The 13,948-nt window shown below is 44.5% G+C and carries 13 protein-coding genes; 7 read left to right on the forward strand and 6 right to left on the reverse strand.

Annotation, left to right across the window (positions count from 1 at the left end):
* Positions 1-414 precede the first annotated feature (414 nt).
* From AZI85_RS02525 to AZI85_RS02545, 5 genes are all read right to left on the reverse strand, one after another.
* On the reverse strand, positions 415-2,016 hold the full coding sequence (locus AZI85_RS02525; RefSeq protein ID WP_063242575.1) for a hypothetical protein: 1,602 nt from the start codon (positions 2,014-2,016) through the stop codon (positions 415-417).
* Between the two features lie 77 nt (positions 2,017-2,093).
* Complete coding sequence (locus AZI85_RS02530) at positions 2,094-2,783, reverse strand: hypothetical protein (protein WP_063242576.1); 690 nt, start codon at positions 2,781-2,783, stop codon at positions 2,094-2,096.
* A 71-nt stretch (positions 2,784-2,854) separates the two neighbouring features.
* Entirely contained in the window at positions 2,855-3,616 is a 762-nt protein-coding gene (gene tatC / locus AZI85_RS02535) for a twin-arginine translocase subunit TatC (RefSeq protein ID WP_063242577.1), read from the reverse strand.
* Entirely contained in the window at positions 3,613-3,918 is a 306-nt protein-coding gene (locus AZI85_RS02540; RefSeq protein ID WP_081110890.1) for a Sec-independent protein translocase subunit TatA/TatB, read from the reverse strand. The genes tatC and AZI85_RS02540 overlap by 4 nt, the downstream gene beginning before the upstream one ends.
* Before the next feature lie 33 nt (positions 3,919-3,951).
* A complete protein-coding gene (locus AZI85_RS02545; RefSeq protein WP_253720801.1) occupies positions 3,952-4,521 on the reverse strand; it encodes a hypothetical protein in 570 nt (189 codons plus the stop codon).
* 228 nt (positions 4,522-4,749) lie between these two features.
* Between AZI85_RS02545 and AZI85_RS02550 the strand changes: the two genes are divergently transcribed.
* A complete protein-coding gene (locus AZI85_RS02550) occupies positions 4,750-5,805 on the forward strand; it encodes a hypothetical protein (RefSeq protein ID WP_155723893.1) in 1,056 nt (351 codons plus the stop codon).
* On the opposite strand, the gene AZI85_RS02555 is transcribed toward AZI85_RS02550, so the two are convergent.
* On the reverse strand, positions 5,800-8,403 hold the full coding sequence (locus tag AZI85_RS02555; protein WP_063242581.1) for a M16 family metallopeptidase: 2,604 nt from the start codon (positions 8,401-8,403) through the stop codon (positions 5,800-5,802). The genes AZI85_RS02550 and AZI85_RS02555 overlap by 6 nt on opposite strands.
* A 16-nt stretch (positions 8,404-8,419) precedes the next feature.
* Here AZI85_RS02555 and hemW point away from each other — a divergent pair, with 16 nt between their 5' ends.
* The 6 genes from hemW (at position 8,420) to AZI85_RS02585 (ending at position 13,852) form a co-directional block, all read left to right on the forward strand.
* Positions 8,420-9,592, forward strand: coding sequence for a radical SAM family heme chaperone HemW (hemW, locus tag AZI85_RS02560; protein WP_063242582.1), 1,173 nt, complete (start codon positions 8,420-8,422; stop codon positions 9,590-9,592).
* A gap of 73 nt (positions 9,593-9,665) precedes the next feature.
* Positions 9,666-10,190: a nucleotide exchange factor GrpE gene (grpE, locus tag AZI85_RS02565; RefSeq protein WP_063242583.1), complete on the forward strand. Its 525-nt coding sequence runs from the start codon at positions 9,666-9,668 to the stop codon at positions 10,188-10,190.
* A gap of 9 nt (positions 10,191-10,199) precedes the next feature.
* Complete coding sequence (locus AZI85_RS02570; protein ID WP_063242584.1) at positions 10,200-11,210, forward strand: DnaJ C-terminal domain-containing protein; 1,011 nt, start codon at positions 10,200-10,202, stop codon at positions 11,208-11,210.
* Complete coding sequence (locus AZI85_RS02575) at positions 11,207-12,883, forward strand: penicillin-binding protein activator (protein WP_063242585.1); 1,677 nt, start codon at positions 11,207-11,209, stop codon at positions 12,881-12,883. The genes AZI85_RS02570 and AZI85_RS02575 overlap by 4 nt, the downstream gene beginning before the upstream one ends.
* Positions 12,884-12,991: 108 nt before the next feature.
* Positions 12,992-13,363 (forward strand): TraR/DksA family transcriptional regulator, encoded by a 372-nt coding sequence (locus AZI85_RS02580; RefSeq protein ID WP_063242586.1) that lies wholly within the window; start codon positions 12,992-12,994, stop codon positions 13,361-13,363.
* Positions 13,364-13,480: 117 nt separating this feature from the next.
* Complete coding sequence (locus AZI85_RS02585) at positions 13,481-13,852, forward strand: TraR/DksA family transcriptional regulator (protein ID WP_063205704.1); 372 nt, start codon at positions 13,481-13,483, stop codon at positions 13,850-13,852.
* Positions 13,853-13,948: the final 96 nt, after the last annotated feature.

Raw genomic sequence — 13,948 nt, forward strand, 5'->3', positions numbered from 1 at the left:
CTCCCGATAGTTCCAGTAAATTTTTTGAAATACGAACTTAATTAGGATAATGGGAATACTGTGGTTCTACATTCCCATACCTTCAAATCTGGACCTTAAAGTGTTTTCCTCAGGAAATTTAGGGCTTAATTCGCGAAACAATCCGACAACTAGAAAGCTCTACCACGTGTTTGACCGTCTTTTGTTGGCCGCAAGCTAAGATATATTTTGGACACGCTTGGTTTTCTTCGTAATAGCAAATCTGCCCCTGGCGCTGTTTTGCGTGCCAGTTAATACGATAGCGGGGATCAGTGGATGTCGGGGCCTGACTTAACCACACCTTTCCATTTTCTTGAAAGACATATCCTTCCACCTTCGTGTTCTTAGCGAAAACAGAAGCCGAAAATAGCAATATCGAAGTAAAGATTATTGACCTCATCGTACCCCCGACTTACTTTTTTCACGACTGGAGCTTTGTTCATTTATTTTCTCAAATCCCATTTGCGCGATTTCTTCAAGTCGCGCCCAGGATTTTTCGGAAGCCCCCGCTGCGAACTTTTCTATACATCGAGCTTCTTCAGAATAAAAATCTTCGTGCGGTTTAATCATCTCGCAATAGCTAGCAATGGGTTTTGAATTGCTTGTAAACGCCAGATAAGTATCAACCGCGTTTTTTCCTACATGCTGCTTGAAGCAATCTTGTCTTCTTTGTGACTCTTTAAATGTTTGTTCGGCGCTAGCTAAGGCGGGAATTGGACGAGCACACTTATTTATGACATGTCTTGGATTTAGTGAAGTTTTCGACCAATCCATAAATACCGTTTCCATGTAGGCTGCTTTTCCTTGAGCACATGCCGACGGAACCGGTTTCTGATCACAGGCCTTTAAGTCTTTAGCTAAATCTTCAATTTTTCTTTTCTTATATTCTTCAAATCCCGCTTCATCGTTAATCGCATAAAGTTCTTCCAAGCGATTGCGTATTTCTGCTTTACGTAACTCCGAAGCTTCATCATCACTTTCGCGATAAAAATCCATCTCCCCTTGAAGATTTTCAATCATGCGTGGAAGGTCGGTTTCCATATTTCCGTTTTGAATCAAGGCCTTCAGCTGTTCAATGGCCGCGGCCTCAAAAGCGGACCGGTTCTTTTTAAGTTCGTTCTTTTCGGCCTCTACCATTTCCTTTTTACTGCAACCTGTTTTATTTTTTAAATCACTGAGGTATTTCAAATTCAAAGTGTTCTGCGACAGAAGGTTTTTAACAATCTTCCCTCGCTTCTCGCTGATTTTTAGTGATGAATTTTCTTTCGAGTCACGGCACCGGTTTTCGACAAACGCCTGGGCCTGACTACGTGGTAATGAGAATACGGCCGGATTCGTGAATGGAAATTGCGCCGGATGTCCCATCTGAATTTTTTTATAGTCTTCGCTAGCTTTTAAGAACGCCTCTTCATAACTGCTGCCTTGATCAAGCGCACGCTGAAAAAATACTGGAAAGTCATGAGCCATGACTTCGTCTCCAGCCACTTTCATGGTCCAAGCTTTTAAGTCCGATCTTGTGGAAGCAAAGGCTTGTGTCTTAGGAAGATCGGAAAGAGCTTCAGGTATCTTGCCACTATAACAGTTCAGTGCATAAACCGTAGTTTCTGCTTGGGGGTTGCTTTTTTGAAAAGCTTGGAGAGAATTTTTAAGATCTTGGACTTCAATAGATTTTTTATAATCTGTATTAATGCCGTCTGAAACAGCCAGGTAATACTTGTCATCCTTTACAATCCCGTGGCCTAAAAATTCAACGTGAAGTGAATCCACGTTCTTTAATTGTTTTAAGCTTTTTTCAAAATTAGATTTCTCTGCTTTGGTTTTCGCACCGGGAGAAAGACGTACGATTTTATAGCCGTAGGTTTCATAGAACTTAATCGCGGATGCTTCTCGTTCTTTTAATACTGGATGGGAGTCTCCGACAAAAAGCACGGCCACCTTATCGCCAGCAAATGAAGAAACGCACCAGAATGTCAGCAATATCGAAAAAATAGATTTCATCCCTTTTAGAATATCGAAGGGAGATAGTGTAAGGAATAGGGCGCCAAAAGAACTGGTCTAGGCGCCCTTCTTTTTATCTATGGGAGTTTGAGCTTTGGACAACGTTTTTGAATAAACGTCAGCATCGCTTTGTCATTGTACTTAAGATAAATGTCGCCATCGCTTGTGTACTTAAAAAGTTCTGAGTTCTTCACGGAACATGACGTGTTGTTCACATCTTTAAAAACAGAATTTGCGTTTGAATTCGACGTGGGAGGAGAACCTAATTTAAATCCACCATCCAACACAATCCCTTGGAAGTTTGTGATTTCAATGCCACCGCGGTTGGAGGGCTCGACATAATCAGCCACTACAACATTTGCGCGCGTGATGCTTTTTAAACGAGCTTTCTTGGATTCAAATACGAACTTGTCACCCGTCACGTGGGTGACGATCAATTCACGGGTGTCGTCTTTCCATTCGTAGGAAAAAGCTTCGGTATTTCTTGGGAAAAGGTAGAACTCACGAGCCCCCGTTGTTTGGGATTCGTCACCTGGCCCAAATGAGTTAAAGACCATGAACATGCCTTCTGAAGTGAAAAGATGGTCGCGATAGATCAAGTCTTTCCAGGCGTCGTCTGGCGTGACAGAGAAAAAACACTCTCCATTTCCTGACAACATTTGTTGGATTTTTGTTCCATCACGGCGTTCAGCGATGTCAGGGCAGCTTGCCTGATCCGCAGCGTGGGCTATTCCTACAGATAAAATAAGACTTAACAAGAATGACATGGATCCCCCTGGAAATAGCTGACCTTATGGCGGAACACTTGTCAATTTGACGGACGACGGGTCCTGAAAATCTATTCGCGCTCGTTCACTCTCTCAGTGAACTCTCGCTTCTTTTCAAAAACGCCTACGATAATCACAGCGATTTCAAAAAGCACCCACATGGGTGTAAGCATCATCACCATGCTTAATAGATCTGGAGGTGTGATAATGGCCGCGATCACGGCGATAGTCATTACCGCATAACGACGGTTCTTACGGAGGAAAGACTGGGAAACAATTCCCAACATGCCAAGCACCACGATGACTAATGGCAACTCAAACGCCACACCGAACATCAAACACATTTGCGTGAAAAAACCCATGTATTGATCGATGGAAATCATCGGCTTATCGACGTCGCCACCAAAGTGCATCAGAAACTCAAACGCCATCGGCAAAGCGATGTAGTATGAAAAGGCGGCACCCAAAACAAAAAGGACAGTGCCAGAGACGATAAAACCTAAAGTATACTTGCGCTCTTTAGAATAAAGACCGGGCGCTACAAAAAGCCAAACTTGATGAAGCCAGAAAGGGCATGAAATCAAGATACCGCAAACAAAGGCAAGCTTAAGATGCGCGATGAACTTGTCTAACGGACCCGTGTAGATCAGACCGCCACCTGGCAAATACGGCGCAATCGGGGCGCGCACGAAGTTAAAAATCTGATCACTGAAGCCGTAACAAATTCCCGTTGCAATCACCAAAATAAAAGCACAATTGATCAGACGCTTACGCAAATCAGCCAAATGCTCATACAACGATTGCGCTCGTGAATCTAATTCTTCGCTTCTCATGAGGGTTTGTGCTCTTTATCTTCGGTGTTTTTTTGTTCAGTAAGTTCCATCTGTTGAGGATCGGAAGCTTCTTCACTGATAGTGGGATGGTGATCGTAAGAAGGTGGCTGAGATTGTTTCTTAGGCGGTTCGTTGAAATCAATGCGATCAAAACGCGCTTGCTGTTTTAGGTCTTCACCCAAAATATTCGTGCTGCGTTTAAGCTCGTTGATAAAACGACCCAGGGTGCGAGCTAACTCTGGAAGCTCTTTCGGCCCGATTACGATCAGGGCCAATACACCAAGGAAAATGAGTTCTGACATGCCTAAGCCAAACATGGCGTCAGCATAGTGGAATCAGCCTTGCTTGCCAAGCTTTACTTGGTCTTGCGGCAGAGTCAAAACACCCATTTCGACGAGTTTTTCACGCGCCAGTTCCGACCCCGTTCGCATATAGCGGTCATAGAGACGAAGAATACTTTCATCGCTCTTAATAAATGAGTGGTGGCTGATATATGTGAGTACGTCCACGAAATCCAAAAACTGTCTAGAGAACGTATTATAAACTTTAGCCAAAGTATCTTCGCGTGTGCAGTGAGCTAGCGAGGCGTAAGCAGCTCCGCCGATTTCCGCATAGTAATCCACATCCACTATTTTACGTGAAAGGGAGTCTCCAAAAAAACCGCTGATGTAAAGAGTGCGATCACCTAGTTTTCTAAGTAATTCGGTCTTGGTTACAGCATCAGAATTTTGCGCTGTTAAATACATTTCAGCCAGTGTGGTGGGATTCTTCTGGCCCGCCTCGTTGGCGTATTCGCTTTCAAAAAGATTGCGAGCATCCAAGTAATGCTGCAGAAGATTTACAAGATAGTTTTCCACCAAAGGAAAGGTTTGAATCTTTCTTTGGCTTAAACCCTTTTGGACCATTTCTTGGAAATAGCCCTCAGGACTTACAAAAAGTTCTACTGAGTCGGTCGAACGCTTTTCCCTCATACCTAAGAGTTTAACAAAACTGAGGGGGGATACGGTTAATTGTTTTTTTGTATTCTAGGCCTAAGTCTCAGGATGTCTCATTCTGAAACATATTTCCGGCACACCCCTTGAATTCATCGTCCTAAAGGCCTTTTTGAATTTTTGAAAGGCAAGGAGCCCGCTTTGAAGCCCCTTCTTCTGGCTATAGTTTTGTCATCGATCGGCGCATTTTGTGCCGAGCCTGCATTTGCGCAGAAATGCTCAAGCATTTTTTCTTCGCAATACGCTTTAGATGGCAAGGTGGAGGTGGACCTTCCTGCAGTTCGTAGCGCAAAAACAGCTACCGAATACGCAAATACGATCACCGAAATAAATTCTTTAATCGCTCCCTTAGAAATTCCTGGTCAGGTAAAAGTATCTGTCGGTACGGCTTTTAAGTTTTCGCACTTCAACGCCGGTGATTTCTCTATTTACATCGGTGTACGTCCCGACTCTATGGGAAAGATGAACCCCAAGGTCAATCAAACAACCATGGCGCATGAATACGCCCACGCGATCTTTGAACACAACCTTATTAAAGATCTAGAAAGCTATAAATCACTTCGCAACAAAGCCGTTAATCTGGAAGCACAAGTCGAGGCGGCAGCTCGTGAGTCGAAAAATCTAGTGTATCGTTCCGACGTCACGTTTGACAAAAAGAAGAAGCAACAGCTTCAGTGGCAAGCCATCGAAAAGATGCTGGAATCAAAATCTTTAAAAAAAGAGTTCAAAGCCTTTCAACGCTATTGGATTATCCGCACGGCCTTTCACGAACTCTTTGCGGACTCCGTTGCGCTGACATACACACGCGACCCCAAAAGCATTGCTACTCTTTTAAAATCAAAAGAAGAAAAGAATAAAGAATTTAGTTCAAATGATATTATTCTGCGAGACTTCACCGATGGTCGCCATCACCGCAATGAACAGACGTGGAAGAAAGAACATCCTTTTTATACGGAGTTCGCGGCCGATGTGTATTACTCATTTTTACCGGCACGTTGGGAACTTTGGAATATTGTGAAGAATAAAATCGACAGTGAAAACTATCGAAAGGAACTTCCTTATAAAGTCTTTTCAATTCTTGAAAGAAATCTATCCGAGTCGTTGGCGCTCAGCCCGGAAACTGTGGGTCCCACGGGCCTTAAAGATATTCAACGCATGAACGATCAAATCATCGAAGACTTCAGACGCGAACTATAGTTCAACGTCCGAAGGTCCCACAAGACTGATAACCGAAGGCTGAGAGAAAATCTTTTGTGCAAGCTTTTGCACGTCTTCTGGTGTTACGGCGAAATATTTATCGGCAACATCCAACGTGTCTTTATAATCAAGACCATAGATATCATCGAATAAAAGGGCATTGCAGATAGTGCTTTTTCTTTGCAATTCGATATCGTGACGTCCGATCAAATATCTTTGGGCGCGTCCCAACTCCTCTTCGCTGACTTTTGTGTCAGCAAGTTTTTGAAACTCCGCTTTCAACATCTGAATGGCCTTTTCGGATTTTTCAGGAGAGCAACCGATATATCCACCGAAATATCCACACTCTAAACCTTCCATGTGCATAGGCGACACGGAATAAGCCAAAGAGTTTTTATCACGAAGTTCGATAAAGAGTCGTCCACCCTGGCCGCTCAAAATGGATTGAATAATTTCTAGCGTGAAACGATTCGGATCCTTCAAGGTCAAACCACGATATCCTACGATGATGTGACTTTGTTCTTTCTTAAGAGGTTGGTAAAGTTTCTTACCTTCTTTAAGCTCGGCAATTGGAAACTTATTAGCAACTCTTTCGCCTTTCGGTAAAAGCTTAGTGATTTCTTCAAGCTTATTGACCCATTTATCTTTATTCACATCACCCACCACACAGAAAGTCAGATTTTTTGCGTGGGCAATTTTCTTGTAATAGGCCATTAAATGTTCTGAATTAATCGCGTTGATGGAAGCTTCCGTTCCAATCATGTCACGCGCGTACGGGTGCCCTTTAAAAATTTCTTGAAGGAAACTAAGAACACACAGCTGTGCCGGATTGTCATTACGGGCTTTGATCTGATTTTTGATAACGACTTTTTCCCTTTCAAGAATGTCTTGCGGGAAAAGCGGATGTAAAAGCGAGTCGGCATAGATCTCAAGCATTTTATCTTCAAATGGAGAAAGATAATCCATCGAAAGACCGGCCGAGTTTCTGCCCCCGAAGGCACCAAAGCCAGCCGCCAGTTCATCCACCTTTAAGTTGATATCATCTTCCGTAAAGTTCTTTGAACCTGAAAGCCAGTTACGAGAAAAGAGCTCTGTTAATCCGGTCTGATTTTCTTCCTCAACTCGAGTTCCCCCTAAAAACGCCGCTTTCATTGCGACATAAGGAGTGTCTTTTTGATCACGAATCAAAAGAGTCGCGCCTGAAGATAAAGTGATTTTTTCAGTTTCAGGCGTGTGCTTAACCGCTCCGACGTTGATGTTAAATTTCTTAGCCTTAAACTTCATGGTGTCTTTAGAAAGCTTCGCGCCTTGAAGGGCTTTTTTTAGATCCTTCGCGAAGGACTTCAAAATCTGCTCGGCTTCTTTTTTATCCATGTTCGTCATTAATGAAAGGCCGAAGTTATCTGGCTTAAAGTATTTTTTTGCCACTTTCTGAATGTCTTCAGGCTTTAGGGCATAAACTTCTTTCATGTATTTGCGGTAGTAGTCATGGTCGTTGTAATAGAACTCATTACTTCCGGCTTTTCTGGCAATGTTATCCACAGTCTCCATCGAATAAACTTCGTGGCTTGCAAAATTCGTAATGGCTTTTTGCATTTCTGCGGATGTCGGCGGTTCTTCGATCAATTTCACAAGCTCTGGCGTTACTTTAGTAAGCGCCTTCGCGAGGTTCTCTTTTTCAAGATTAAATGAAACCGCAAAAAGTCCGTCGTCCTGCATGGAATAGCTAAAAGAACCTACTGAGTTTGTTAGCGGCTCGCGGATACGCAGGCTTTGCATCAGGCGGCAGGAGTCCCCTTGTCCCAGAATCGCCGACAAGACTTCCAGGGCTGCAATGTCTTTATGCTTTACGCTGGGAATACGCCAAGTCAGATAACCTGTCGTTTGCTCAAATTTAGTTTGCTCAACTTTAATGCGAATTGCTTTTTGCGCAGGTTCTTTCGTGCGCGCTACTTTTTTTAGTTTGTAAGGCGCAAACGCACCAAAAAGTTCTTCGACTTTTTTCTTCATGTCTTTCGACTCAAAATCCCCGGCCACGACCAGGAACATGTTCGAAGGGACATAGCGACTGTGGTAGTACTGAAGAATTTTTTTAGGAGACACTCCGTTAACGACTTTGTCGTAACCAATCACCGGGCGGCCATAAGGATGTTTTTTAAACACGTTTGTGAATAACAACTGGCTGGCGCGACGGCCCGGGCTGTCTTGCCCGCGTTTAATCTCTTCAATAACGACTTCACGTTCGTTATCGATTTCTTTAGGGTCGAAAGTGGGAAAACCCATCATTTCGCTAATTACATCCAGTGCGACGTCGGAAAATTGTTTTGAAATAGTCACGTAAAAGACGGTTTGGTCAAAAGAAGTGTAGGCGTTAAGCTCCCCGCCGGATCCTTCCACTGTGGCTGCAATTTCGCCGACATTGTACTTGCGAGTCCCTTTAAAGACCAAGTGCTCGATGAAATGTGAAAGACCCTCTTCACCCTTTTTTTCATCGGCCGAGCCTGTTTTCACCCACATTTGAACTGAGACGACAGGTGACTTATGACTCTCTAAGAAAAGGACTTTCATACCGTTTTTTAGTTGAAATTTTTTAGACATACTCTAGATAACTCCCATGGCATTTGGTGTCTACGTTCACATTCCTTACTGTATTCAGCGCTGCACTTATTGTGACTTCGCGACTTATGAGCAAAGTAAGATTTTGCCTCCGGATCAGTACGTCGAATTGCTGTTTAAAGAAATTCGCCAGAAGCATCGCTATTACACCCCGCAAAGTTTGGACACCCTTTACTTTGGCGGAGGAACGCCGAGCTTGATCCCTGCTCCTCTCATTGTATCGATTATAAAAGAGCTGGGTAGATACGGATTTACAACTAGACCCGATACTGAAATCACTATCGAGATCAATCCGGCAACAATCAACGAAGACAAACTAAAAATGTATTTGGATCATGGGGTGAACCGATTCAGTGTTGGTGCTCAAACCTTTGATGATCGTTTGTTGAAAATGGTGCATCGCGAACACTCTGCGAAACAAACATTGGAAACCCTGGACCTTTTGCGAGCGCACAATTTGAACTTCAGCTTCGACATTCTTTTTGCGCTGCCGTCACAGACTGTCGCCGGTTTGAAAAACGATGTGAAAATCGCCATTGAACAAGGCGCAAAACATATCAGCCCCTACTGCCTGACTGTTCCAGATGGTCATCCCCTTTCTAAGGGCCGCCCTTTGGATGATGAGCAAGTAGAGATGTTTGACATCATCGCCGATGAACTGACGGCAAAAGGTTTTAAGCAATACGAAATTTCAAACTTCGCTCTTCCCGGTTTTGAATCGCGCCACAATATGCTTTATTGGGTGGACGAACCTTATTGGGGCTTAGGACTCAGCGCGCATTCTTACAGTCTTGAATCCGCGTGGGGCACTCGCTATTGGAACATCAATTCTATCAACGAATACCAAAAGCAAATTTTAGCTTTTGATGGACAAGAGTTTGATTCGCCCGCAAAGCATTTGCCTGCTGCACAACATGAAGTTCTAGAAATGCATCAAGCTCTCACAGACTTTTGTCATACTTCAATGCGTTTAATGCGCGGGCTCAGCCAGGAAAAGCTCTCTAAAAAATTCCCGCCAGAGATTTCAAGCAAAGTACAAACTCTTTTAAACGGCCTGATCAAAAAGAACTGGGTTCAGTATGACAACGAGCACTGGTCGCTCACTCGTGATGGCTTAGTTTTGAGCAACAAAGTTTTTCAAGAATTGACCTTCCTGCCAGAGGATATTTAAGGGCCTGCTAGGGCACCGGACATTGACAATCCCAAACGAATACACAATCTTAAGTATTGCGAAAGGAACTGTCATGTCAGAAGAAAATAACTCTCAAAATTCCAATTCTGCCAATCCAGAAACTGCAGCCGCGAACGGCTCTTCTGAAATTCAGAAACTTCAAGAACAAGCGGAAAAATTTAAAAACGATTTCCTTTACCTTCGTGCGGAGTTTGAGAATTACAAACGTAATGCCATCAAAGAGCGCTCAGATCTTGTGAAATACGGCGGCGAAAGATTTATCCGCGACTTACTTGAGGTGGTGGATAATTTCGAGCGTGCGTTGCAAACAAATGTCACGGCCGAAAACTTTGCAACATTCCGTCAAGGTGTTGATATGACCGCACAGGAGCTAAAATCTTTGCTGCAACGTCATTCTGTTCAAGAAATACCTGCACAGGGTGTTCCGTTTGATCCTAATGTTCATGAAGCCTTAAGCAGCGAGGCGACAGAACAAGTGGCGCCAGGTCACGTTGTTCGTGTATTTAAAAAGCCTTACAAGCTTCATGATAAAGTGATTCGCACAGGCCAAGTGGTGGTTGCTAAGAAACCAGAATAAGAGGGTTGATTGTCTAAAAAAGACTTATACTCCACATTAGGTGTCTCTCGATCCGCTTCGGCAGACGAGATCAAAAAAGCTTATCGCAAGCTTGCGATGCAATATCATCCTGACAAAAATCCCGGCGATAAAAAAGCCGAAGAAAAATTCAAAGAGATCAGTCAGGCCTATGATGTTCTAAGCGACACGAAAAAACGCGAAATGTACGATCAGTTCGGTCACGCCGGAGCCCAAGGGTTCGGTGGTGCTGGACCCGGCGGATTTGGCGGTGGTGCAGGTGCAGGTGGATTCGGAGGCTTTGGTGGTTTTGGCAACCAAGGCGGCCAACAAACTGGTGGCGATCCGTTTCAAGATATCTTTGGTGATGTCTTCGGGGAAATTTTTGGCAACGCTCGCGGTGGTACGAATACTCGCGGACGTCGTCAACAAGCTAAAGGCACCGACCTTCGCTACACTTTAAATATTTCTTTTGAAGATTCTGCTTTAGGCGCAGAGAAAGTAATCAGCTTTGTTCGCCAAAAGGGCGGCAAGGAAGAGACTGCAAAACTTTCTGTCAACGTCCCTGCCGGCGTTAAAGAGGGTCAAAGACTTAAACTCGCAGGAGAGGGAGACTCCCCTGCTGGCGCTTCTGCCGGTGATCTCTACGTCATTATCAATATTCAAGAGCATCCTCTTTTTAAACGAAACGAAAACGATGTGATCTTGGACCTTCCGATCGTTTATACGGATGCGATCTTGGGAACTAATATCGAAGTTCCAACACTCACAGGTAAGGCAATGATTCGAATTCCGCCAGGAACACACTCTGGTCAGACTTTCCGCCTTAAAGGCAAAGGCTTTCCAAAATTGGGTGGATTTGGTTCTGGAGATATGTTGGTGAAGGTTCTCGTGGATACGCCTCATCATATCTCATCTCGACAAAAAGAACTTATTGAAGAGCTTGCGAAGTCGACCGAGTCCTCGCCCCTAGTAAAAGCCTTCCAAGAAAAAGTCTCGCAAATTATGAGGAATAGAAAATGACATCTCGATTCGCACTTCTGTTAAGCGCCTGCCTCTTAGCCTCTTGCACGACGGTCGCAACAAAAAAGCGTCCTCCGTACAAACCGACTCCGGTGACGACAACGACAAAAAAACCTAAGTCGATGGCAGGCATGACGGCGGGTCGTCCTCCAGAGCAAATTCAAAGCGAGACTTTGACTTTACCAGAGCAACCAAAAACAGAAGATGCGCTTGAGTATTTAAAAGTTCTTGTAAATAAATCTGTGCAAGCCCCCACTAAGGCGGAACAAGATGCCAATCGTCTTCATGCCATTGATATTGTCGAGAATAAGTTAAACGAAGATCAACTTGAAGATGTGGCAGATAGTTCTGACTTCGGATTTCTGCGCGCACACGCCATGTATCGCTTGGGCGAACTTGCTTTAGATAGAAAAGACACTTCCGCCGCAAAGAAATACTTCGCCGCGGTTGAAGATTTCGTTCCCGGTACAGATCAAGCCATTCGCGCACAAGAAATGATCCAGCAATTAGACGCCTCTAAAAACGTGCACACAGAAACGGTCGGAGTTGTTCTTCCTTTAAGCGGAAGAAATGCTCCCGTCGGTCAACGCGCGCTTCGCGGACTGGAGATGGGTCTAGGACTTCATATTCCTGGCTCTGGATTTAAGCTTGCGGTCATGGACAGTGAAGGCAACCCCGACTCTGCTCGCCGCGGTGTTGAGCGACTAGTTAAAGAAGACAATGTCATCGCCATTGTTGGAAGCTTATTAAGTAAAACTGCTCCGGCGGTGGCGGCGAAATCAGATGAGCTGGGTGTTCCTACGGTCGCTCTTTCGCAAAGATCTGGTCTTACTGAGATCGGCCCTACAGTATTTAGAAATTCTCTGACAAGTGGCATGCAAGTACGCGCTTTGGTCCGCACAGCAATGGATAACTTAGGCATGAAGAAGTTCGCAATTCTTTATCCTAATGATGCTTACGGTGTTGAGTTTGCAAACATCTTCTGGGATGAAGTTTTAGCTCGCGGGGGACAAATCACCGCGGTTCAGAATTATTCGACGAAAGAAACGGATTTCCGTCTGGTCGTGCAAAGGCTTGTGGGAACTTACTTTGGCGAAGCACGCCAAGACGAGTTCAATCTTCGCCTGAAAGAGCTTCAACACAGTGATAAAAAAAGATCCGTGCGTCAGTCGAATCTAGAAAATATTCTTCCTCCTATCACCGACTTTGATGCGATCTTCATTCCCGATAGCGTAAAAGCCATGGGTCAGATCTCTGCCATGCTTTCATATAATGACGTTAAAAACGTGAAATTGATGGGCACAAATCTGTGGAATACAAAAGACGTCGCTCGCCGTGCGGGGAACTTTTCAAACAATCTGCTTTTTGTAGATAGCTTAACTCCGACAGCTCAAGACAAGTCGCGCTTCGTTGCTGAATACAAAGCTTTGTATAATGAAGATCCTTCTTTGATCGAAGTTCAGGCTTACGATGCAGGCCTTATTTTGCGCCAACTTATCGTTGCCGGAGCCGACAGTCGTGAGGAACTCACACAAAAGCTAAGCCAGCTCAGCCGCTTCCCTGGCGCCTTAGGGCCTCTTTCCATGAATGCAGAGCGTGAAATCGAGCGCCCTGTCACCGCCCTAACTATCGAAAAAGGCGAAGTAATTCCCTTTAAATCTGAAGTTAAATAGCTTCCATAAAATAAATTAATGACGATTTTTTAACCTCCCCCTGGGGTGTGCCTGTCATAGGTACACCAGCGACGACGCAGTCGCAAAAATCTAAAGAAGGGGGTTGTTATGACAAGTCGTATTTCTGAAAACTTAGTGATGGAGTGTAGAAAGAAACTTCTTATTGCGAAACAGGATGTTTTGAATAGATTCAGAACAGCCCAACGCGAACTTGTTCACGCCGAGCGCGGCGGAGACGAAGCCGATCAATCTGTCGCTCATATGGCTGAGCATTCTTTTTTAGTAACTCAAGAGCGCATGAGAAACCAACTTGTCGAGATCGAGATGGCCCTGGCTCGCATCGAACAAGGCACTTTCGGAGTCTGCGAAGAAACGGAAGAAATGATTGAGACAGATCGCTTGCTTGCGATTCCTTGGACACGCCTCAGTATCGAAGGTGCCGAGATGCGAGAAGCAGTAGGTCGTAAATTCGCTCGATAGGCGCCGCGCCAAGAGCCTGCTTACTAAAACGTCACGCAGCGCTTTTTTGATGACATGATCTCAAACCCCCGTAATAAGGAAGCCACATTCGGCCAGATCATCATATCGGGGGGTGAGATGAACGTAACCGAACTTACAGAACAAGAACTTCAAAATTTGCGTGAATCTTTGCTTTTCCAAAAGAGCTCGATTCTTAATAAAACGCACGAGTTTAAAGCCGAACAATCCAGCATCGGAAACGTTGCGGATGAAGCTGAAGCGGCTTCTCAAGATATCTCTAATAATATCTCTATCCATCTTCATGAAAGAGATCGCACCGCACTTTACGCGATTGAAAGAGCTCTTTCAAAAATCGCTGACGGGACGTACGGCCAGTGCGAGTCTTGTGGTGAAATCATCGGGGCACGTCGACTTCAGGCCAGACCGTTCACCGCTCTTTGTATTGAATGTATGGAAGAACAAGAGAGCCATTCCAATCTATTCCAATAATTTCTGAATTCACTCATTGGACGAGGTCCGCTGACATGGATGTCAGTCCAAATTTTATTTTTTGATTCAAGCTCCCACTGTCTCATGCCGAGAAGT

The sequence above is a fragment of the Bdellovibrio bacteriovorus genome (genome assembly GCF_001592755.1).
In the GTDB taxonomy this organism is placed as follows: Bacteria; Bdellovibrionota; Bdellovibrionia; order Bdellovibrionales; family Bdellovibrionaceae; genus Bdellovibrio; species Bdellovibrio bacteriovorus_E.

Excerpts from the sequence above, each read along its gene's own strand:
- AZI85_RS02545 (WP_253720801.1), bottom strand. The coding sequence starts at position 4,521 with ATGGTCCAAAAGGGTTTAAGCCAAAGAAAGATTCAAACCTTTCCTTTG.
- AZI85_RS02585 (WP_063205704.1), top strand. The coding sequence starts at position 13,481 with ATGAACGTAACCGAACTTACAGAACAAGAACTTCAAAATTTGCGTGAA.
- AZI85_RS02575 (WP_063242585.1), top strand. The coding sequence starts at position 11,207 with ATGACATCTCGATTCGCACTTCTGTTAAGCGCCTGCCTCTTAGCCTCT.
- grpE (WP_063242583.1), top strand. The coding sequence starts at position 9,666 with ATGTCAGAAGAAAATAACTCTCAAAATTCCAATTCTGCCAATCCAGAA.
- AZI85_RS02525 (WP_063242575.1), bottom strand. The coding sequence starts at position 2,016 with ATGAAATCTATTTTTTCGATATTGCTGACATTCTGGTGCGTTTCTTCA.
- AZI85_RS02555 (WP_063242581.1), bottom strand. The coding sequence starts at position 8,403 with ATGTCTAAAAAATTTCAACTAAAAAACGGTATGAAAGTCCTTTTCTTA.
- AZI85_RS02580 (WP_063242586.1), top strand. The coding sequence starts at position 12,992 with ATGACAAGTCGTATTTCTGAAAACTTAGTGATGGAGTGTAGAAAGAAA.
- AZI85_RS02540 (WP_081110890.1), bottom strand. The coding sequence starts at position 3,918 with ATGTCAGAACTCATTTTCCTTGGTGTATTGGCCCTGATCGTAATCGGG.
- hemW (WP_063242582.1), top strand. The coding sequence starts at position 8,420 with ATGGCATTTGGTGTCTACGTTCACATTCCTTACTGTATTCAGCGCTGC.
- AZI85_RS02530 (WP_063242576.1), bottom strand. The coding sequence starts at position 2,783 with ATGTCATTCTTGTTAAGTCTTATTTTATCTGTAGGAATAGCCCACGCT.
- tatC (WP_063242577.1), bottom strand. The coding sequence starts at position 3,616 with ATGAGAAGCGAAGAATTAGATTCACGAGCGCAATCGTTGTATGAGCAT.